This is a genomic window from Candidatus Accumulibacter cognatus, assembly GCF_000584975.1.
GTDB lineage: Bacteria > Pseudomonadota > Gammaproteobacteria > Burkholderiales > Rhodocyclaceae > Accumulibacter > Accumulibacter cognatus.
The window spans coordinates 71090-91576 of the sequence record NZ_JDST02000064.1; the positions used below are offsets into that span (position 1 = coordinate 71090).

20 protein-coding genes are annotated in these 20487 nt (G+C 60.2%); 5 read left to right on the top strand and 15 right to left on the bottom strand.

The features are described 5' to 3' along the window. Window positions 1–4: 4 nt before the first annotated feature. Together moaD and moaE are read left to right on the top strand one after the other, a co-directional pair. Window positions 5–259 carry a molybdopterin converting factor subunit 1 gene (gene moaD, locus AW06_RS12660; RefSeq protein WP_034950587.1) on the top strand — a complete coding sequence of 85 codons (255 nt, stop codon included), beginning with the start codon at window positions 5–7 and terminating at the stop codon, window positions 257–259. Window position 260: 1 nt separating this feature from the next. Further along, entirely contained in the window at window positions 261–719 is a 459-nt protein-coding gene (gene moaE / locus AW06_RS12665) for a molybdopterin synthase catalytic subunit MoaE (protein WP_034950590.1), read from the top strand. Between the two features lie 49 nt (window positions 720–768). Here moaE and AW06_RS12670 read toward each other — a convergent pair whose 3' ends face one another. Beyond that, entirely contained in the window at window positions 769–2682 is a 1914-nt protein-coding gene (locus AW06_RS12670) for a beta-propeller domain-containing protein (protein ID WP_034950591.1), read from the bottom strand. Between the two features lie 210 nt (window positions 2683–2892). Between AW06_RS12670 and dnaB the strand changes: the two genes are divergently transcribed. Next, entirely contained in the window at window positions 2893–4338 is a 1446-nt protein-coding gene (gene dnaB, locus AW06_RS12675) for a replicative DNA helicase (protein WP_034950592.1), read from the top strand. Between the two features lie 13 nt (window positions 4339–4351). Here the strand turns inward: dnaB and AW06_RS12680 are convergent, their stop codons facing one another. The 13 genes from AW06_RS12680 to AW06_RS12745 all read right to left on the bottom strand — a co-directional run bounded on the left by AW06_RS12680 (window position 4352) and on the right by AW06_RS12745 (window position 15185). Further along, window positions 4352–5653 (bottom strand): transglutaminase-like domain-containing protein, encoded by a 1302-nt coding sequence (locus tag AW06_RS12680; RefSeq protein WP_138678326.1) that lies wholly within the window; start codon window positions 5651–5653, stop codon window positions 4352–4354. Window positions 5654–5766: 113 nt separating this feature from the next. Further along, complete coding sequence (locus AW06_RS12685; RefSeq protein ID WP_034950595.1) at window positions 5767–7194, bottom strand: PhoH family protein; 1428 nt, start codon at window positions 7192–7194, stop codon at window positions 5767–5769. Window positions 7195–7232: 38 nt separating this feature from the next. Continuing rightward, the gene (locus AW06_RS12690; RefSeq protein ID WP_034910888.1) at window positions 7233–7688 is read right to left on the bottom strand and encodes a peroxiredoxin; all 456 of its coding nucleotides are present in this window, start codon (window positions 7686–7688) and stop codon (window positions 7233–7235) included. A 379-nt stretch (window positions 7689–8067) separates the two neighbouring features. After that, window positions 8068–8622 (bottom strand): hypothetical protein, encoded by a 555-nt coding sequence (locus tag AW06_RS12695; protein WP_034950598.1) that lies wholly within the window; start codon window positions 8620–8622, stop codon window positions 8068–8070. Beyond that, entirely contained in the window at window positions 8615–8797 is a 183-nt protein-coding gene (locus tag AW06_RS12700; protein ID WP_034950600.1) for a hypothetical protein, read from the bottom strand. Before AW06_RS12700 ends, AW06_RS12695 begins: the two co-directional genes overlap by 8 nt. 16 nt (window positions 8798–8813) lie before the next feature. Beyond that, the gene (locus tag AW06_RS20565) at window positions 8814–9581 is read right to left on the bottom strand and encodes a phage protease (protein ID WP_273704650.1); all 768 of its coding nucleotides are present in this window, start codon (window positions 9579–9581) and stop codon (window positions 8814–8816) included. A gap of 246 nt (window positions 9582–9827) precedes the next feature. Continuing rightward, on the bottom strand, window positions 9828–10268 hold the full coding sequence (locus AW06_RS20570) for a hypothetical protein (RefSeq protein ID WP_273704651.1): 441 nt from the start codon (window positions 10266–10268) through the stop codon (window positions 9828–9830). Window positions 10269–10599: 331 nt separating this feature from the next. Further along, window positions 10600–10995, bottom strand: coding sequence for a hypothetical protein (locus tag AW06_RS12720; protein ID WP_273704652.1), 396 nt, complete (start codon window positions 10993–10995; stop codon window positions 10600–10602). Next, window positions 10992–11405, bottom strand: coding sequence for a regulatory protein GemA (locus tag AW06_RS12725; protein WP_273704653.1), 414 nt, complete (start codon window positions 11403–11405; stop codon window positions 10992–10994). Before AW06_RS12725 ends, AW06_RS12720 begins: the two co-directional genes overlap by 4 nt. Window positions 11406–11458: 53 nt before the next feature. Beyond that, window positions 11459–12553 (bottom strand): AAA family ATPase, encoded by a 1095-nt coding sequence (locus tag AW06_RS12730; RefSeq protein ID WP_034950606.1) that lies wholly within the window; start codon window positions 12551–12553, stop codon window positions 11459–11461. 13 nt (window positions 12554–12566) lie between these two features. Continuing rightward, window positions 12567–14753, bottom strand: coding sequence for a transposase domain-containing protein (locus tag AW06_RS12735; RefSeq protein ID WP_273704654.1), 2187 nt, complete (start codon window positions 14751–14753; stop codon window positions 12567–12569). After that, window positions 14750–14971, bottom strand: a complete 222-nt coding sequence (locus AW06_RS12740; RefSeq protein WP_034950611.1) for a hypothetical protein — start codon at window positions 14969–14971, stop codon at window positions 14750–14752. The genes AW06_RS12735 and AW06_RS12740 overlap by 4 nt, the downstream gene beginning before the upstream one ends. Next, the gene (locus AW06_RS12745) at window positions 14964–15185 is read right to left on the bottom strand and encodes a hypothetical protein (RefSeq protein ID WP_034950613.1); all 222 of its coding nucleotides are present in this window, start codon (window positions 15183–15185) and stop codon (window positions 14964–14966) included. The genes AW06_RS12740 and AW06_RS12745 overlap by 8 nt, the downstream gene beginning before the upstream one ends. 79 nt (window positions 15186–15264) lie before the next feature. Here AW06_RS12745 and AW06_RS20575 point away from each other — a divergent pair, with 79 nt between their 5' ends. Beyond that, on the top strand, window positions 15265–15675 hold the full coding sequence (locus AW06_RS20575; protein WP_273704655.1) for a helix-turn-helix transcriptional regulator: 411 nt from the start codon (window positions 15265–15267) through the stop codon (window positions 15673–15675). 514 nt (window positions 15676–16189) lie between these two features. Beyond that, the gene (aceA, locus tag AW06_RS12755) at window positions 16190–17488 is read left to right on the top strand and encodes an isocitrate lyase (protein WP_034950617.1); all 1299 of its coding nucleotides are present in this window, start codon (window positions 16190–16192) and stop codon (window positions 17486–17488) included. A 79-nt stretch (window positions 17489–17567) separates the two neighbouring features. Here aceA and AW06_RS12760 read toward each other — a convergent pair whose 3' ends face one another. Continuing rightward, on the bottom strand, window positions 17568–20360 hold the full coding sequence (locus AW06_RS12760; protein WP_273704656.1) for a cation-transporting P-type ATPase: 2793 nt from the start codon (window positions 20358–20360) through the stop codon (window positions 17568–17570). Between the last annotated feature and the right edge of the window lie 127 nt (window positions 20361–20487).

A 20487-nucleotide genomic window follows, 5' to 3' on the forward strand; every position in this document is an offset into this window, starting at 1 on the left:
GCGAATGATGCTGAAGATTCTGTACTTCGCGAGCGTCCGCGAGCTGCTTGGACAAGGGAGCGAGGAGTTGCCGCTGCCGGCCGGGGTGCTGGATGTCGCCGGCCTGCTCGGGTTTCTCGCGCAACGGGGCGGCGCATGGGAGCACCTGGCGGAGATCAGGAACCTGCGTCAGGCGGTCAATCAGGAAATGGTCGGGCGCGATGCACCGATCGGGTCGGGGGACGAGGTCGCTTTCTTTCCGCCGGTGACCGGAGGTTGAAATGATGGTGCGCGTTCAGGAGGCTGATTTCGACGTCGGCGCAGAGCTGGCGGCGCTGCGCCAGGATCGACCACAGATCGGTGCGCTGGTGTCCTTTGTCGGTGTCGTGCGAGCGGCCAGCGATGGCGCCGGGGTCTCGGAGATGACCCTCGAACATTACCCAGGGATGACCGAGAAAGCGCTTGCGGCGATGGTCGGCGAGGCCGCACGCCGCTGGAAGCTCATCGACGCGATCGTCATCCACCGTGTCGGTCGCTTGCTGCCGGGCGACCAGATCGTCCTCGTCGCGGTGGCCGGCGCGCATCGTGGCGAAGCTTTTGCCGCCTGCGAGTTCCTCATAGACTACCTGAAAACGCGCGCGCCGTTCTGGAAGCGCGAAGTGACGCCGCAAGGCGCGCGCTGGGTCGCTGCGCGCGCGAGCGACGATCAGGCTGCCGAGCGCTGGCAGGAGGAGGATTGAGCTCGGCACGGCTCCGATCCAGCAAGGCGCACCAGGCCCGGCAAGCCTGCTACCGCGTCACCTGCAACACTGCTGGCGCGAAGTTCACCCGCCGCGTCTCGACAATGCGCCTGGCGTCCACCTTTCCCTCGACGATCTCGTAGCCCATCAGCGCAAATATCCGGCCGCGCACGAACAGTGGCCGCGAATTGCCGTACCAGTCGACGCACGAGGCGCGGCAGCCGTCATTGCGGTCGCTTGCCGAGGGTTGCGCGGTCAGCGTACCGAGTTCGCTCAGCGTCAGGGCATGATTGCGCAAAAAGAGCAGGGCTGCCGACGGCGTGCGCAGTTGTCGTGCGCCGGATTCGTCACCGCCGACGATCGGCAGGCCAAGCAGGCCGTCGAACTCGCTCTCGGATTTATAGAAGAAGCCATGACTGCGCGTTTCACCCTGCGCTGCGTCCTTGCGCGTGTAGCGGCCGGCGGTCACCGGTAGAGGAGTCAGACGTACACTGCTCAGATGCAGGTCCCTGCCGCTGCTGCCGACGACGAGGGCATTGCTGCCGAGTGCCTCGACACGGTCTACCGAGTGTGGCAAAGGTAATTCGTAGACCTCACCCTGCGCGTAGCGCACCGCGTACACCTGTGATTGCGTCGTCGTCTGCGGCGAATGCCAGCCGGTACCCGCGCCGTACAGCAGATACGGGCCGATGTAGCGACTCTGCAGCACGTAGCCGTTGGCTCTCGGCAGCCGGCGGTAAGCCTGGGCGGGTGCGCTGTCACGGCCGTCGGAAAAGCTGGCGAGCGGGATGCGCAGCAGCGCCAGGTCGCCGGCATTGACTTCGCCTGCCCACATGCCGTCGCCACGGCCGTTGGCACGCAGCAGCACGTTCAGCACGCCGCCGTCGTCTTCGTGGAAAGAGAACTGGTCGATCGGGCTGCCGGCTGTCTTCAGGGCACTCGGTGCCGATCCGTCGAGCGGGATGCGGAACACCGACGAAGCCGAAGCTCCCCCCCGTTCGGCCGTCGTCCAGACGAATACCGAATTCGGCGAGACGTAGAAGACGCGTCCAGGTGACCCGAGAACGGCGGTGCTTTGACAATCCATCTCCGGTCTGGCGAGATCGCAGATCGAGACACTGTGCAGGGCGACGCCGGCGAAGGGGTCGAGCGGCTCGTCGCTGCGGTAGATCCGCGTCGCCGGCGCAATGCGCCGGAAATCCGCCGGCAGCGCTCCAGGGCGCCAGCGGCGCATCGCCGGGAAGGCTGCCCAGGGGTCACCCCATGGGCTGAGAACGTGCGGCGAATAGACGATCAGTTTGCTGCCGATCAGCCGGCTCGCATAGTTGCGGGAAGAATAGTAGTCGTTGGAGCGCAGGTGATAGGTCGCCCGATAGGCGAGCTGTCCAGCGCGCGAAATGTCGAAGACGCCGACTTCGGTGCCACCACGCGCGTAACTGTAGCCGATGACGACGATCGTGTTGCCGGAAATCAGCATCTCGTCGTACCAGGCGCCACCTGGATCGACATCGCTGCCGAAAGCGTCGATGGCGGCGACGGGGCGCAGATCCTGCGCGCCGATGCGGACCGTGAACAGGCGGCCACGGCGCAGGATCACCAGGTGGTCACCGTGTACCTTGACGATGCCCCCTTCATCGACACCGGCGTGCTGGACGTTGGTGACGGATTCGTTCTTGCCGGTGGCGGCTTCCTTGGCCACTGCCACAGGGGCGGCGGCGGGTGCGGGAGATGGTTGAGCGAGTTGGCCCACGGACTTGTCGGCACGCGCTCGTTGCTGCTCGTCGCGGCGACGCTGCGCTTCGTCAGCCCAGCGTTTGAAGAGACCGGCGAGTTCCTGCTCATTGGCGAAGGCGCTGAGCGTCTTGCGTGGTACAGTTGGATTGGCCGTGGTGGCCGTTGCCGCAGGCAAGCAGAGAGCAGTCAGCACGGCAGTGGTCAGGTAAACGACAAGGGTTCGATACATGGCAGTCCTTTCGTGGAGGGTTCAGACGGGTAAACGGACGACGCACGAGAATGGGGTTAAAACTTCCCGCAGATTCTCACCCACGCCGAGCTGCCGTTCCGCGTACGTCGTCACGTCGCCGGTCAACGCTTATCATGAGAGAATCGTGAGTCGCTGGCGCGACTTTCACATTAAACTCCCCGCCTTGCTTGTTCCCTCCGCGGATATTTCATGGTTAAGTCCTTCGATTCACCCAATCCCGATAGCGGGCAACGCTTCGGCAGTCGCGGCGCACGGCGAGAACGGAGCCCGCAGACGGACCCGGTACTGTCTGAACTGCGCGTGCCGCCGCATTCACTGGAGGCCGAGCAATCAGTGCTCGGCGGCTTGATGCTCGATAACGCGGCCTTCGACAAGATCGCCGACGTGATCAGCGAAGGCGATTTTTATCGCGATGAACACCGGCGCATTTACCGCCAGATTTCCAAGCTCCTGGAACGTAGCAAGCCCGCCGACGCGGTGACGGTAGCTGAAAGCCTCGACCAGGCGGGGGAGGGCGACGCCACCGGCGGGCTGGTCTACCTTGGCGAACTGGCCGCGAACACGCCGTCGGCGGCGAACATCCGGCGCTATGCCGAGATCGTCCGTGAACGGGCGATTCTGCGGCAACTGGTGACTGCCGGCGACGAAATTGCCGGCAGTGCGCTCAATCCGCTCGGTCGCGACCCGAAAACCCTGCTCGACGAGGCCGAGGCAAGGGTCTTCGCGATTGCCGAAGGCGGTTTTCGCCACCAGACAGGGTTCGTGCATATCAACCCGCTGCTGACGCAGGTGGTCGAACGCATCCAGGAGCTGCACGACCGCGACAATCCTTCGGACATCACCGGCGTGCCGACCGGCTATCACGATCTGGACTCGAAGACTTCGGGCCTGCAGGGCGGCGATCTGCTGATCGTTGCCGGCCGTCCGTCGATGGGAAAAACCTCGTTTGCGCTCAATATTGCCGAGCATGTGGCGATTGAAGTGGGTCTGCCGGTCGCCGTTTTCTCGATGGAAATGGGCGGTACGCAACTCGCCATGCGCATGCTCTCATCGGTCGGTCGGCTCGATGCCCATCGCGTCCGTACCGGTCGCCTCAATGACGACGAGTGGTCGAGGCTGTCCTTTGCGCTGGGCAAGATGCACGAGGCGCCGATCTATATCGACGAGACGCCGGCGCTCAATCCGATCGACCTGCGCGCGCGCGCGCGTCGTCTGCATCGCCAGTGTGGCAAGCTCGGACTGATCGTCATCGACTACCTGCAATTGATGTCCGCCACTTCGCATGGCGAGAACCGGGCGACCGAAATCTCGGAGATTTCGCGATCGCTGAAAGGATTGGCCAAGGAGTTGGGCGTTCCCCTGATGGCGCTCTCGCAACTCAACCGCTCGCTCGAACAACGGCCGAACAAGCGCCCGGTGATGTCCGACCTGCGCGAATCGGGCGCCATCGAACAGGACGCCGACATCATCATGTTCATCTACCGCGACGAGGTGTATAACCCGGACACACCCGACAAGGGGGTTGCCGAGATCATCATCGGCAAGCAGCGTAACGGCCCGATCGGCACCACCCGCCTGACTTTCCTGGGCGAGTACACGCGCTTCGAGAGTTTCGCCAAGCCGGGATCGTATTGAGCACGGGCAGACGTCAGCCTTCGACGCGGCTGGCGTTGACCGTGTAGCCAAAGCGCTGGATGTCGGTGCTGTCGAAACGGACACCGGCGGCCTCCGCCTGTGGCAGGACCAGGAAGGGCAGGAGCCCGCCGCCGCTGGCGCCCCGGAGACTGACATCCTGGGCAGCGTTGTAGGCAATCCAGTTCATCTCCCAGAAACCGAACAGCAGCTTCCTGAGGACCACCAGTTTCGCATCGCCGTTGCCCAGATGTTCGTCGTGAATGGCCTTGCGCACATCACCAGGGTCGACCGGAATCCAGCCATAGCCCGGCGTGTAGAATTCGGCACGACAATGCTGCACGGCGCGCAGGTTACCGGTTGCGCCGAGGCCGGAAAACAGACGCGAACTGTCGACGCGCAGCCCGAAGACCGGGCGCGCGGGAATTCCGATCGATCGGCACAGGCCGACGAAGAGGAGGGCGATGTCGGCACTCTTGCCGCTCAACTGGCCACTATCGAGCATGGCCTCGACATCACCCCTGCCGATGCCGCTCTGGGCTGGATCAAATGATGTGTTTTCGACCACCCAGTCGTAAATCGCCTTGCCCTGGGCGACCGGATCCTTGATACGGCCAATGGCACGTTCGGCGGTGCGGCGCACGAGTCCATCGATCGGAACCAGATTGCTCGATTGCAGACAGCGCCGAAGCACTTCGCTGCGTTCGGCGGCGCTGCCGCGGCGGGTGATGTCGAAGTGACGGTCCAGCTTGGCCACCTGACTATTGATCTGTAATTGCGGTGTCGGACTGCCCTCTTTCCAGTCAGCGTAGAACACCTCCATATCGGCTACCGGATCACGGTAGATTCCGGCACTGTCGAAGTTGCCTCGCCAGAAGTGACCCAGCGAGCGTTGCCAGGGAGTGTCCTTGTATTGAGCCAGTGGGAGCCACAACCGCAGTTTCCCTTTGACCTGGTTGATCGTGATCTGTGAAGTAATGTCGTAGGTCCGCCAGTTGGGCTGCGGCTCATCGGGCAGACTGATGGCATTGCGCTGTTCGACTGCGGCTATCGGTGATGGGCTGGGTGCCGGAGCCGGGGTGGCTGATGGTTTTTCAACGACCGGCCGGTAGCTGTGCCGGGCTCTTGTGCTGGCTCTGCTGCCGCTGCTCCTGGTGGTCTCTCTACTGCTGGTTTTGCCGGCAGGCTTGGCTGTCGACTTGGCTGCCGGTTTGGCGGCATCCTGAGCAGCAGCCTTCTTTTTGTTGACGGCAAGCACCGACGAAGGGGCCAATAGCGAAAGAAGCGCAGAAGCAGCAAGGAAATCGCGTCGTTTCAATCGACTCTCCGGTAAGCACAGGATCCTGATCGCTCGGAGCCGGCAGCATGGATCGATGGCCAAAAACGACCGGGCCGTGTCACCAGACACGGCCCCATTGATGTGCAAAAAAATTATAACACTTCAGCAGCGTAGTCAGCGAGGCGGGAACGCTCGCCTCGTTGCAGGGTGATATGGCCGGCGTGCTGCCAGCCCTTGAAGCGGTCGACAACGTAGGTCAATCCGGAACTGCCTTCGGTCAGATAGGGCGTATCGATCTGCGCAATGTTGCCGAGGCAGATCACCTTGGTGCCTGGTCCGGCACGAGTGATCAGGGTCCTCATCTGTTTCGGAGTCAGGTTTTGCGCCTCGTCGATGATCAGGAACTTGTTGAGGAAAGTGCGTCCACGCATGAAATTGAGCGATTTGATCTTGATCCGGTTGCGAATCAGGTCACGGGTCGCCGCGCGGCCCCAGTCGCCGGCATCGTCATCGCTCTTGTTGAGAACTTCGAGGTTGTCCTCGACAGCGCCCATCCACGGCCCCATCTTTTCTTCCTCGGTACCGGGCAGAAAACCGATGTCTTCGCCGACGGGGACGGTGACACGGGTCATGATGATTTCGCTGTAGCGCCTTCCTTCGAGCACCTGCGTGAGACCGGCAGCCAGAGTGAGCAGCGTCTTGCCGGTGCCGGCCTGGCCGAGCAGGGTGACGAAATCGACTTCCGGATTCATCAGCAGATTGAGCGCAAAATTCTGTTCGCGGTTGCGCGCCGTGATGCCCCAGACGTTGTTCTTGGTGTGCGTATAGTCGGTCAGCGTCTGGATCTCGGCGGTCGAGCCGGAGATTTCGCGGACGATGGCATAGAGCGGTTTTTCCCCTTCCTGGAAGAGGAACTGGTTGACCAGCAGTTGCGCGCAGAATGACCCCTTGAGGCGGTACAGCGTACGCCCGTCCTTCTTCCGGGACTCGATGTCCTGGCCGTATACCTCCCAGAAATCAGGGGGCAGCTCGCGCATTCCCGTGTATAGCAGGTCGTTGTCCTCGAGCACCTTGTCGTTGAAGTAGTCCTGCGCCGAGAGCCCGAGGACGCGGGCCTTGATGCGCATATTGATGTCCTTGGAGACGAGGATCACCGGGCGCTCGGGATGCCGGCGTTGCAGATCGATGACGACTGCCAGAATCTGGTTGTCGACCTTGGCCGTTGGCAATCCCGCCGGCAACCCGTCGGCGATTGCCTCTGTCTGCAGGAAAAGGCGGCCGCTGGCCAGTTTGCGGGAAGGTCCCTGGAGCGGGATGCCTTGGTCGATGGCCCCATCTACGCTGTTAACGATCTCGTCAAGAGTGCGCGTCACCTGGCGAGCGTTGCGGGCGATTTCCGACAAGCCTTTCTTATGGTTGTCGAGTTCTTCCAGGGTCATCATCGGCAGAAAGACGTCGTGTTCCTCGAAGCGGTAGACGCAGGTCGGATCGTGCATCAGGACATTGGTGTCGAGGACGAAGAGCTTGCCTGGTGTGGTGGCAGCTTGTTGCTCGGCATTGACTGCAGTTTTGCGGGCCATGTGAGCGCTTTCCGGATCAGGCCGGTGAGGGTTTCATGTCAGAGCTGGGCGATGAAATCCAGGACTTCCTGCGCGTGGCCGGCCACCTTGACGCCGCGCCATTCGCGCCGCAGCACACCCTGGCCGTCAATGACAAAGGTGCTGCGTTGGATGCCGCGAACCTGTTTGCCGTACATCGACTTCATCTTGATGACCGAGAAGCGGGAGCACAGCAATTCTTCGGTGTCGCAAAGCAGATCGAAGGGCAAGTCCTGCTTCGCCTTGAAATTCTCGTGTGACTTGACGCTGTCACGAGACACACCGACCACGAGAGCACCGGCCTTCACGAACTGCGGATGCAGGTCACGGAATTGCTGGGCCTCGATGGTACATCCCGGTGTGCTGTCCTTTGGATAGAAATACAGGACGACCGGGCTGCCTCGGCAAGCCGAGAGAGTGAAGGTCCGGCCACCCGTTGCAGGCAGGCTGAAGTCGTCAACGGTCTGATCGATCATGGCTAGCTTTTCAGGGACGAAGAAGCTGGATTGTGGTAAGAAAGCGGATCGTCGGTCAAGCCTTGAATCGCTGTTTGCCGTCAGCTTCGGATTATCATATCAGATCAGATATTTCGTATAATTTGTATTATGTAAAATTAAATGGGGGTGTCGATGGCTGACCCTGATGACTCACCGATGCGGGTGATAGGACGCGCTTGGAATGAGACATTGCCGCGCAATCTTTGAGACATTGGCGAATGGTTTGAGAATGCAACAGATCAGCGCCGGCGGCAATGTCGCGCAGGATCTGGCAGTGTAGGCTCTTGCCCTATTCTTTGAGGGAGTCCAAAGAAGACTGCTCGATACAGGAGCCTACTCGCCAGCAAACACGCCAGGCTCAGCCCGCTATCCCTACACTCAACAGCTGGCTGGCCAGCTCATCGCGGCGCGTCAGCAAGGTGTCCAGTTCATGATCGATCTCGGCAATGCGCTTGCGCAGATCGGCAACCGGAATCGCACCTGGCGGCCAATCATGCACCACGTCAAGGGCGGCCATGAAGCGCTCGGCGATCAGATCGCCGAAGTAGAAAAAGAAGGCATCGGCAGACGGGGCGAACCCATCGAAACAGTCTTCCCCGTTCATGAACGGGAAATTCTGCAATCGACCGCCTTGGAAAACCCGATCCAGGGCAACGAAGCTTGAATTCAGCTTGGCGTTTCCCCGTCCCGAGTGGTCGGCAAACTGCTTGATCCTGTACTGGAAAAGTTCGCCTCGCTTGGCAAGGTCGGCTCTGACGTAAGCGGCGAAATCCTCTCGACTCACCGGCGAATTCATCAAGCTTTCCCGTTCCCCATTCAGCGCGTGGATTTGCTCATCAAGCGTCTTGATGTCCGTCTTGACGGAATCGGCCGCCTTCTTCAGATCGTTCAGGAGGGTGGATAAATCAGACATTGGCTTCCTCTTCGCTGGTAGGCTTTTCCGATGCCTTGAAGAACGGCTTGTGCAGCGGCTCAATGGCCTTGCATTCCAGCAGCGGCGCGGCTTCGTCGTTGGACAGTTCGATTTCAGCGCCAACGGTGTAGAGATCTTGGTTGTGGTTCACATTGGTACGGGCCAGATACTTCATGAAGCTTCCTTTCCGGTCATTTGATGGACGGTTGAACATGGTGGACGGCTTGCAGCGTGGTGACGTGGACGCCTATATCGGCCCTATCTTTCTGATAGCTCAGAGCAGCTGCAGCGATCCTCTGAGCGAGTGATTCCCCCAGGCCGTCTTGCACCACAAGACGCGCGCTCGCTTGGTGGCTCGAAGTGGGCGCAACGCGATTCACGGCTTGAACGGTCGTCAGAAAGACACCGTTTCGGGCCATGGCTTCCTGATAGGCAAGCGCTGCACTCGCAATTTCCGAATGGCCCGCACCTTGGCCCAAGATCCGGCTGGCGGCGGCCAACTCGGTCAGGCCATCCAAGGCCGGGGTATTGGTCAGTGCGGCACTCACGACGCCCAGCACCTCGCCTTTGTGGTCGTAATAAAAGACGGGCGAAATAAAGCGGTATTCCTTGGCCCTGATCATCGCGGCGGCACGCTCGGTCCAGCGGGCGTCCGTGACGTATAGCCCGTCCCCTTCTCGCCATTCCAGGCGCTTGAACCAACCAGCGGCGGGATTCGGCTTGCCGTTGCTGGGCGAGTTCAAAGACTGGTGCTCGTAGTCGATGACAAAATCACTGACGCGAGCGGCCGCCAGGTGGATGATTTCCAGAGCACTGGCACGGCTCATCCGCCAGCCCGGCAAGCCGTTCGGGCGTCCATCGGTCGCGGAAAACAAGCCTGCGGGTATCAAGCGAAACTCATGGACAGGATCGCCCAGGGCCAGCGTTGAACAGTGGGAAACCAGCGGTTTTTCTAGCATGTGCGGTGTCTAATCCATGAAAATGAGGGGGTTACTCGGTGGGTCACCCAGGCTTGGATCTGGATTCGGGCAGGGGCTTCGTCCACTGAGTCTTGGCCTAGACAGAGTTTGCGGAATCTGCCCCAGGAGCCCGCTGGCGCTGGGTCGATCTGGCCGGCGCCGGCGACGAAATACGCCAAATCGAACGAACTGCAGAAAAGCTGTCCAGGACAGTGGCGGACAAAACCAGCCTGTGATTTGCCCAAGTCATGCCCTTTTGCCCTTGCCGTTGAGGATGCCTTGAATCGTCCTTGTCGAGGTTCCGTATTGTCTCGCTAGGTCGATATAAACCTTCCACCTGCTTTTTTCCCGAATCATCTTGTCGGCCAACGCCATGATTTCCCGATTGCGTAGGGCGTTCATCGCTTTCAGGCAGCGCGGCACATACATTCTGTCCGCCTCCGGATATTCGCGCGCCAGAATGGCGGCTTTCTCTGTGCCGATCACCTTGGCAAGAGCCAAGAAATCTCGTGGGAAACAGGTTTCTTTCTCCCTGATGAAGTGAACTTCGGTCCCGCCGAAGTGCTCAATGAGCAGGAGGGCGGCTTGTAGCCCGATGAGGCGAACCATTTCAAGCGCAGAGGCAGGCAGGAACGATTCGACCAGGTTAGAGGTTTCCGGGTCCAAATCCTCAAAACGTGGCAGCATTCATGACCTCCTTGGCGATGCGCTCATTCTCCCGGTGAAGCACTTCTACGGTAAGGTGGAAGCGCTTCACTACTCCCTCCGATTCCCCTGCGCCACCACAAAACCACGGCACAGTGCCAGACGGGTGAAATCGTGCCTTGGCGGTCGGGTGGTGCGCGAAACGGCGCTTGCCGGGAGATGGTTTCGGGAGGCGTGCCCGGAACCCGCGTGAAAAACGCGCCAGTGGCGTTAAACCATTCTCGGTAATACCCTTGGTGCCACCAGCAAGAAAAACGCCCTACGGGCTTCGCAGGGCGCTTTGAGTATGCGGCGCGGATTTCGTCAAACCGCGTTATCCGTGCCTGCCCCCCTCGCAGCTCTCCAGGGCAAGCCCCAGCCGATCGGTGAAGATCTCCAGCAAGTCCACCAGGTCGTTTCTGTCCAGGCATCCCAGGTCGTCATTGCCACGGTGGTAGCTGCTCGGAATGGCCAGACTGCGGACGGCCTCCAGGCCACGGCGCACCCTGTCCACGTGATCCTCCAGGCCCAAATCCGCCATTTTGCGGTGCACCGGGCCGGGTTGGGCGGGGGTCGAGCTGGCGCAGGCCTCCTTCATGATGGCGGTCAGTTTGGCGATCTTGGCTTCTTCATCGGGCGTGTGGTTCATGTGCGGTGGGTTCGCTTTCTGGGTTCTCGTTGATGTGGGAGTGATCAGGTGCAGGCGGGCGGGGTCGGTTGCGGCGGTCACGAGGATTTACCTTCGCTATCAGAGGTGGATTGGGTTTTTTTCGCTTTCAGGTTGTTTTTCCAGGCGATCAGCGCGGCGATCAGAAGCCGCATGCTTTCCTTGGTCAGAAAACGCGGGTGGTCGACCTTGGCGTTGCGCTTGGCAAAGGCCGCAAAGCGGGCGTCGTCACAGCCGGTCATATCGAGTTGCCGGCAAAGCTCGTTGGCCAATCGCCATTGCGGCTCGGTCGGGCGATCGCCCTGCCCTATCCCGCCTTTCACGCCTTTCAAGCGCGGGTTCTCCAGAGCGTTGCAGGCGCGTAGCGTCGTCACCAGGCTGGCTAACTCGGCTTCGCTGCACTCCTTGCAGCTTCGCTTCCCGGTCAGGCTTTCCAGCCAGGCGCGGTAATCGGCGTCTTCCTTGTGGCCCAACCGGGCGGCACCCAGGTGGATCAAGGCGTAATACTGCTCACGGGTAGCCATGGTCAAAACCTCCTGATCTTGTTCATAGCGCTGATGTCGATGTGGCCGTAGCGCTCCAGGGACAGACGGAAGATATTGCTGAGATTGCGCAAGGCGCCCGGCTGGGCCGCTGCCTTCAGGCAGTACGCCCTTTCTTCGACGCCAGTTACTCCCCAGGCAGCGGCAACGGTCAGAACATCTTCTCTCGTCAGTGCAGGAAGGGTGCCGTCACTTTTTCCAAAGCTGAGAATCTCGACTCTGAAATCCTGCATCCGGCTCAAAAGCTGGGTGTACGCGTCTTTGTTCTTGCCCGTGCCGGAAGTCAAACGCCGGTAGATCTCGCCGTTTCCGAAATAGGCAATCCCGAATAATCGCCGATCCACAAAGCGACGCAAAAGATTTACGGTCGGAATCCCCATGATTTTCTGCACGTCGGCCAAGTGCTGACCCTCATCAATCAGAACTACCCCGCCAAGCCCTTCGGCTGCCGCGCATATGGCTTGCATCATGGAAAACTCGCTCTTGGGTTCATAGTGACCCTCGGGAACGATTTCCCGCGCTATCAGTTGAAGAATGGTTTTTGGAGAAATGCACGTCTCATCCAGCTCGACCAGCCAGACCGGGCAATTGAAGCCTTCCACTTTACGGGTGCTGGCGATGTACTCTTGAATGCTTTCCGTCTTTCCAAGCCCAGGCGCGGCGCAGATTTCCACAAATTCGCACATTGAACGCGCTGTTTCTATACCTTCGATCATGGCCATAATCACGCTCGTCTTGACACGTGTTTTGCAGCGCATGGCTGTATTCGGGGATGACGAATCCAAATCCAAAAAATACTTCTCTAGGCCGTCAGCGATCTTCTCTGAAACGCTCTTTTCGCCCACTCTTCGGCCAAAGGTCAAAAAGGAAGCCATGGATGTCAACCAGAGGCTCAATTTTTCCACTTCAATATTGATCGCTCTGGCGATGTCTTTCAGCGTCACCGCTCCGCTGATTTCATCTATCGTGCGGTCGACAAGGGCTTTCCAGCGCTCTGTGTCAACAGGCTGCTGATACAGTAGATCTCGGTCAAACAGGTAGCCATCCGGCTGTTCTTCGCTGCTGTCTTCGTGTAACATTGCCGCTCCTTGGTTAGTCGCCATAGAGGATGCTGTACCTTCTCGGGTCAGTGATTCGGATTTGCTCCTTCCTTCGCCGGGCAAGCTCGGCTAGCCGCTCCTCTTCTTTCTCCATGCCGGGAGTTTGCAGAGGGGCGGTTTTGTTTTCCGCTGGAAGAGTACGCCGGCCTTCGATGGTCACTGCAGGCATGGGCGGTAACTCGGTCAACTGAGTCACGCCGGGCAGTGCCGGAAGATCCGATTGCGCCCCGTTCTTGATGGCTTTCAGAGCGGCCTTCTGTGGCTTCATCGCGGCATTCTTGGCTCTGACGTGCGCCCCTGCCCGCTCCCCGCCTTCGTCATTGAACGGCACTGTATCCAAGCTCGCCGCATCGCCCAGCCAGTTATGGCCGTCATAGATGGATACCGGCTTTTCCGGGGCTTCCAGGTCGTAATAGACGGTGTGCTTTCGGGAAAGGCACTCTCGCGTCAAACCGGCGATTTTTTCACTCCAGTAGCGGCAGACCCCATAGCCAGGAATCGTCAACGAGTAAGTGCTGTCAGTGGCGCTTGGCTTGATGTAGGCGACCCCCATTTTGCACAGGCGCACGTGGGCAGGATCGACCGCAGGGCGCACCGTCTGGGCTGACAGTTCCTGGTAGACTTCCATCGGCGTGCGGCCATTCATGCCGCTTCCGGTGTGCCGATGCTGGTTGTTGAAATACTCCAGGACGGCGGCCAGTTTCTCCGCATAGACGGCAATGGGGATGGCCTTGCTGCGGTCGAACCCTTCCGGCTTGGCCACCGTGTTGCGTCCGCAGTAAGCGCCCTCGAACTCTGGCGCCTTGTCGCAACGGTCCGCCACAAAATTCCACCCGGATTCAAGCGTCTTGTCCTGCCCTCGCCCAGGTGGAGACCAGTCCGCCTTGGTGCCCACTCTCGTCATGATTCCGGGCTGTTCTCCGGGCACAATCTTGAAGCGGTAACGGTTGTCCTGCCCGCCGGTGACTGACTTGGCGGCATACTCGCGGCCGTTGTCGATCTTGACGTAATCGGGGGCAACGCCAGTGCGCTCCATCGCTTGACCGAAGACAGCCAGAACGCCGGCGGCCGAAGGATTCAGGTAGCCCTTTACCCCCAGCACCAGGCGCGAACGCACTTCCCGGAAAATGATGATGAACGGTCGTGCCAGCGTGCCATCCGGCCAGATACACAGCACATCCGCCCTGCGGCCGTCCGATTCCCAATACTCATGCAGCCTCAAGTTGCTGTAATCTCGTTCGATGGCGGGATAGCTCCGCTCCAGGGCTTTCGGACCCTTGCGCCCCACGGTATCCAGCCACTTGGGTTCTTGCCTCAGACGATCGCGAACCGCGTCATAACTCGGGATCTCCCATCCCATCGAGGGCGCCAGCGCGCGCGCCGCTTCCAGGACAACGGTCAACTTGGTTTCTGACGTGTTCAGATACTTCCCGAGGATGTAAGCGTAAGCCTCTTTGGTGAATGGGGCGCAGGGGCGTCCACCTTTGTATCGGGGGGACAGAAACGGTAGCCAGTGCATTCTCGGGTGCCCCTTGATGGCGTCCCGGTAGCGGTACAGGGTTGCCCGGCTGACGCCAAACGAAGACGCCACGGCCTTTTCTGCCTCGCCCATGCTGCGCCCGCTGTCCACCAGATCGTTGAACGCGACCATGACCTTGAAAGCGCGTTCTGCATGGCGCTTGTGGGTGGCTCCGCTGCGCTCGTAAGCTTCCCATACGACCGTGTATTCCGCTGGCTGCAAGTGGCGGGATTCTGGCGGCGGAATCACGATGCCGACAGCGGCCAACCGCGCGGCGCGGGCGGCGTCGAGCTCCGCCTTCAACTTCCGTTGGGCGGCAAGCGGCAGGCTGGAAATGGGGATCTGCCAGACTTTAATCCCGTTGACCAGGGTCTTGGTGGCGCCGGTGAACGTGCCTGAGTCACACTGACGGGTGACAGTCGAAGGGTCTCGTTCAAGTAGCTTCGCCGCCTCTGGGGCTCCAACAAATGTAGGAGTCTTGCACGACCCTCGTGGCAATCGGTCGTGCGTATCTCGCGCGTCGTCTTCGTCGGTTTTCCCGGAAAGCCCAGTAATCGCAAGGCTTTGACCATGGTCGTGCATGTCGCCTTCTGGCGCATCTGGAATGCACGACCGATTGCCGCCATGGTCGTGCATTTCTGAGGGGATTTTGCCTCTCATTGCACGACCTCGACCGCCTCTTCCGTCCAAACCGTGCCGGCAAACTTCTTAGCTAGGCGAGAGGCCACACCGGTGGCGGCGGTCTTGGATTCGTAGCGGGCGGCCCGTTCCCGTTTCCAGGTAGCGACCATGCCGGTAGCGGTCAGGCTGGCCGCGTAAATGCCGGTCATGGCTTGGCCCGTAGCGGCGGTGCAGCGCACCAGGTAGCGCTCATTCATCGTCGTTGCCCTCCACGATTTCGCCGTCTTTGATACCGAGCAGAACGGCTGCTTTGTGGCTCTTACCGATACGACCGGTCAACCGACCAGAAAGGAGTCCTCTTACGACGGCGTGAGATACACCATTCTTCTTCGCCCATCCACGGATGCTGATACCCTTGCGGGCGAAGTCCTCAAGAACCTCTTCCCTTGTCCGCAACTTTTGTGCTTTCATGACTGATCCTTTGTTTAAGTGCAACAATGAGCGTTCATTGTGCACAAAAAACAGTGCATAGTCAACTCGGAGAAGTGCAATGAGCTTAGGAGATCGAATAAGAAGTGAGCGTGAGCGGTTAGGCCATACTCAGGAAGATTGGGCGCGCCATGTTGGCGTTCACAGAAACACACAGGCTAAGTATGAAAAAGGTGATGCTGTGCCTGACGTTGAGTACCTTTCCAAGATCGAAGAGTTTGGGGCTGACGTTGACTTTATCCGGACAGGAGAGAGGGGAATATGGGGCTCTCTAGAAGAGCGTATCGAGAGTCAATGCGCACTGGTTTACGGCATTGTAGAAGGCGTCGAGAATTGTTCAGAAAGGCTGAGGATATTGCTATCCGCATCACGTAAGGCAAGCGTTGTAGCTATGCTTTACCGTTCCTTCGAGGCTAGCGGCAAGGTGGACCCCGCCATGATCGAGGAAGCCGTCAAGCTGGCGTCGGGCTGATCCTGTTGCAGAGTCGCGCGATTGCCAAGAACAGGCCGACAGATTTAACGCGTCGTGGCGTCTGTGCCAAATATCGCCACAAATCGGCCGGCCAGAAATGAAAAAGCGCCCTCCAGGTTTCCCCGGCTGGCACCCCGATTCGTTAAAGGTGTGAGACTGTCTAAACGGCGGTCATTCCTGTACCGGATATTTCAAGAAAACGGGTGTTTTCGTCCGAAAGTCTCAAACCTGCCGGAACCTGCCGATCAAGCTACAAGCCCCATCCCACAAGGCCCCGCCTCATCCCGCCTCATCCCTCCGTGTTGTCTCAAATGCTCCCCTCCCCCTCAGGCTTCCCATTTTCATTCCAAAAATATCTCTTATGTCTTATATAAGAGTGTTGCAGGGGGGCAAAAAGCCCTTTATACTGTACGTCATTGGTCGCCCCGAGTTGGTGCTTCAATAATGTTTTCTGGCCCCCTCCTGGTGCGTCACCATGGTCCCAACTGCACTTCATCATTTTCGTGAGGAATACATGAGCACTAGAGAGCAACAGATTGCCGATCTGGAAAAAGACTGGGCGGAAAACCCCCGCTGGAAGGGAATCAAGCGCGGCTACTCGGCCGCTGATGTCGTCCGCCTGCGCGGTTCCTTCCCGATTGAATACACCGTCGCTCGGCGTGGCGCCGAGAAGCTCTGGAATCTCGTCAATAATGAGCCCTACGTCAACTGCCTCGGCGCATTGACTGGCGGTCAGGCAATGCAGCAGGTCAAAGCCGGTGTCAAGGCGATCTATCTGTCGGGCTGGCAGGTCGCCGCCGACAACAACTCCTACGCCGCGATGTACCCCGATCAGTCGCTGTATCCGGTCGACTCGGTCCCGAAGGTCGTCGAGCGCATCAACAATTCGTTCCGCCGTGCCGACGAAATCCAGCACTCCAAGGAGATCAACCCCGGTGACAAAGGCTATATCGACTACTTTGCACCGATCGTCGCGGACGCCGAAGCTGGCTTCGGTGGTGTGCTCAACGCTTTCGAACTGATGAAGGCGATGATCCGCGCCGGTGCGGCCGGTGTGCACTGGGAAGACCAACTCGCTTCGGTCAAGAAATGCGGCCATATGGGTGGCAAGGTGCTGGTGCCAACGCAGGAAGCCGTCCAGAAGCTGATCGCTGCTCGTTTTGCTGCCGACGTCTGTGGTGTTCCGACGCTGGTCATTGCCCGGACCGATGCGGAAGCCGCCGACCTGCTGACCTCCGATTGCGACGCCAATGACACCCCCTTCGTTACTGGCGAACGCACCTCGGAAGGTTTCTACAAAACGCGGAAAGGTCTTGATCAGGCAATTTCGCGCGCCGTTGCCTACGCCGAATACGCCGACCTGGTGTGGTGCGAAACCGGCACGCCGGATCTCGAATTCGCCCGCAAGTTCGCTGAAGCCGTGCGCGCCAAGCACCCCGGCAAGCTGCTGGCCTACAATTGCTCGCCGTCGTTCAACTGGAAGAAAAACCTTGACGACGCGACCATCGCCAGGTTCCAGAAGGAACTCGGCGCGATGGGTTACAAGTACCAGTTCATCACCCTCGCCGGCATCCACAACATGTGGTATCACATGTTCGACCTGGCGCAGGACTACGTCGCCCGCGGCATGACTGCCTACGTCGAAAAAGTCCAGGAACCGGAATTCGCAGCGCGCGACCGCGGCTACAGCTTCGTCTCGCACCAGCAGGAAGTCGGCACCGGCTACTTCGACGAGGTCACCACCGTTATCCAGGGCGGTACCTCGTCGGTGACCGCGCTGACCGGCTCGACCGAAGAAGAACAATTCCACTAAGGGTCGTTCCCGAAAGCCGCGCCCTGGCGCGGCTTTTTTGTGCCCGGTTGAACAGGTTGACGTGAATCCGCCTGGCCCGTCAGCGATGCCCGCGCACCTGCTTGTCAATGCCCACGACGAGATAGGCGAGCAAGCCGACGGAAAGAATCTCCAGCCACTCCAGCCAGCCGATCGCTGCGGTGGCGAACAGGCGATTCATCAGCGGCAGGTAAGTCAATGAGATCTGCAGGAGGACCATGATCAGCACGCCATACCACAGCGCACGATTCGAGAACAGGCCGACACGCCGTGCAGAGCGCGTCAGCGAACGACAGTTGAAGAGGTACATCGTCTCGACGACGACGAAGACGTTGACCGCGACGGTACGTGCCTCGGCAAGCGAATGCCCCTGTGCCAGTTCGCGCAAGAACAGTCCAAAGGAACCCGCCAGCAGCAGCACACTCACCAGGACAATCCGCCAGACCAGCGCCGCATCGAGAATCGGGGTTTCCGGCGGCCGCGGTGGGCGGTGCATAACGGCGTGTTCGATCGGCTCGAAGGCCAGCATCAGGCCGAGAAAGACCGCCGTCGTCATGTTGATCCAGAGAATCTGCAAAGGCGTGATCGGCAAGGTCGCGCCGGCGACGATCGCGGCCATGATCACCAGGCCTTCGCCGAAATTGGTGGGTAGCGTCCAGGTGATGAACTTCACCAGATTGTCGTAGACCCCGCGACCTTCCTCGACCGCCGCTTCGATGGCAGCAAAATCGTCGTCGGTGAGCACCATATCGGCTGCATCCTTGGCGACCTCGGTACCTGCCAATCCCATGGCAATGCCGATGTTGGCCTGCTTGAGGGCCGGCGCGTCGTTGACCCCGTCACCGGTCATCGCCACGATTTCGCCGTTGGCCTGCAGCGCACGTACCAGGCGCAGCTTCTGCTCGGGTTCGACGCGCGCATAAACGTTCACCGTCCGCAGTACGCCGCGCAGTGCTTCGTCGTCGAGCGCCGCCAACTCGCGACCCGTGAGGGCACGCTCGCCGGCCTTGGCAATCCCCACTTGCCGGGCAATCGAGAGTGCCGTGCCGGCATGGTCGCCGGTGATCATCTTGACCACAATACCGGCTCGGTGACAGGCTTTGACAGCGGTGATCGCCTTCGGGCGGGGTGGATCGACCATTCCCAGAAGGCCGATGAATTGCAGCCCGGTACCGGCACTGGCGGCATCGAGCGAGCACGCCGCGCCAATGACGAGGCGCGCCACGGCGAGTACCCGCAAGCCCTCCGCGGCCATGCTGCTGGCCGCCAGTTCGATCTCGTCGTTGCGCAGTGGTATCGTCAGGCCCTCGCAATCGAGCATACTGACCGAGCGTGGCAGCAAGCGTTCGAGCGCACCCTTGAAATAAGCAAAGTGCACGCCCTGGATCTCATGACGGGTCGCCATGTATTGGCGTGCAGAATCGAACGGGATTTCATCGATGCGTGGAAACAGCTTCTGCAAGGTCCGCTCGTCGAGCCCGGCCTTGCGGGCAACCACCAACAGGGCACCTTCGGTAGGGTCGCCGACCACTTCCCAGTGCCGGTTGTTCTTGCAGAGTTCGGCGTCGTTGCAGAGCACGCCGGCCAGCAAGCATTCCCGCAAGGCGCCGTCGATCTGTTGGCCCTCCCCGATCTTGCCGTTTGGCGCATAGCCACTACCGCTGACGGTCGTTCGCACGCCACCGGCATAGATTTCGCGCACCGTCATTTGGTTCTCGGTCAGCGTGCCGGTCTTGTCCGAACAAATGACGGTTGCGCTGCCCAGGGTTTCAACCGCCGGCAGCTTGCGGATGATGGCCCGTCGTTTGGCCATGCGCGAAACGCCGATGGCCAGTGTGATGGTCATCGCTGCCGGCAGTCCCTCGGGAATCGCGCCGACAGCCAGCGCGACTGCTGCCATGAACATGGAGAACGCCGATTCGCCACGCCCCATGCCGACGGCGAAGGTCAGCATCGCCAGCAAGCCGATGGCGATCAGCAGCCAGTTGCTGAAGACCGTCATCTTGCGCGTCAGTGGCGTGGTCAAGTCCGGCGCCTCGGCAATCAGCCGCGAAATGCGTCCGGTCTCGGTGTGATCACCGGTGGCCACCACGACCCCGGCTCCTTGTCCGCTGATCATCACGGTGCCCGCGTAAGCCATGTTGCAGCGCTCGGCGAGCAGCGTATCTTCCGGAAGTGTCTCTTCGTGTTTGGCAACCGCGGCCGATTCGCCGGTCAGTGCTGATTCGATGGCCTGCAGGTCCTTCGCGCGGAACAGACGCAGGTCGGCCGGAACCTTGTCTCCGGCCGCCAGGAGAACGATGTCGCCGGGTACCAGCATCGTCGAGGCGAGACGTTGTTTACAACCGCCACGTAGGACAGTCACCTCGCTGGCTAGCGAACGCGCCAGTGCCGCCAGGGCATTCTCGGCATGGCCTTCCTGAACGAAGCCGATCACCGCGTTGATCAGCGTGACGCCAAAGATCACTCCGGAATCGACCCATTCGCCGAGAATGGCGGTCACCACGCCCGCCAGCAGCAGCACCAGGACCAGCGGCTGCACGAACTGCAGGGCAAAGCGCAGCAATGGCCCCCTGCCCGGCTTCGCCGTAATCCGGTTTTCACCATGTGCCGCACGTCGGCTGGCGACTTCGGTTTCAGCAAGCCCTTCCGCGAAACTGGCAGCCAAGCGGGTCGCCGCTTCGTCGGCAGGAAGGCCATGCCAGGAAATCGTTTCGCCGGGTCGATCGCTCAGCTTGCTACCCGAACCATCCAGAACCCGAAGACAAGGACCGCTGACCTGCATGCATTGGCAAACTCGGTCGAATACCGACTGCCTCGAGTCACTGCCTGGCTGCAATTTCTTGTTCGTCATCGTGCCTTTCCAGTTCCCTCGAGTTCTCGTGATTATCCTGAAAACTGGCGTTGAAAGTACGCCCTATTTGGATGCGGACGATTACCCGCGTCAGAGAGACGGCTTGTCGGAAGTACGGGTCAAGCAG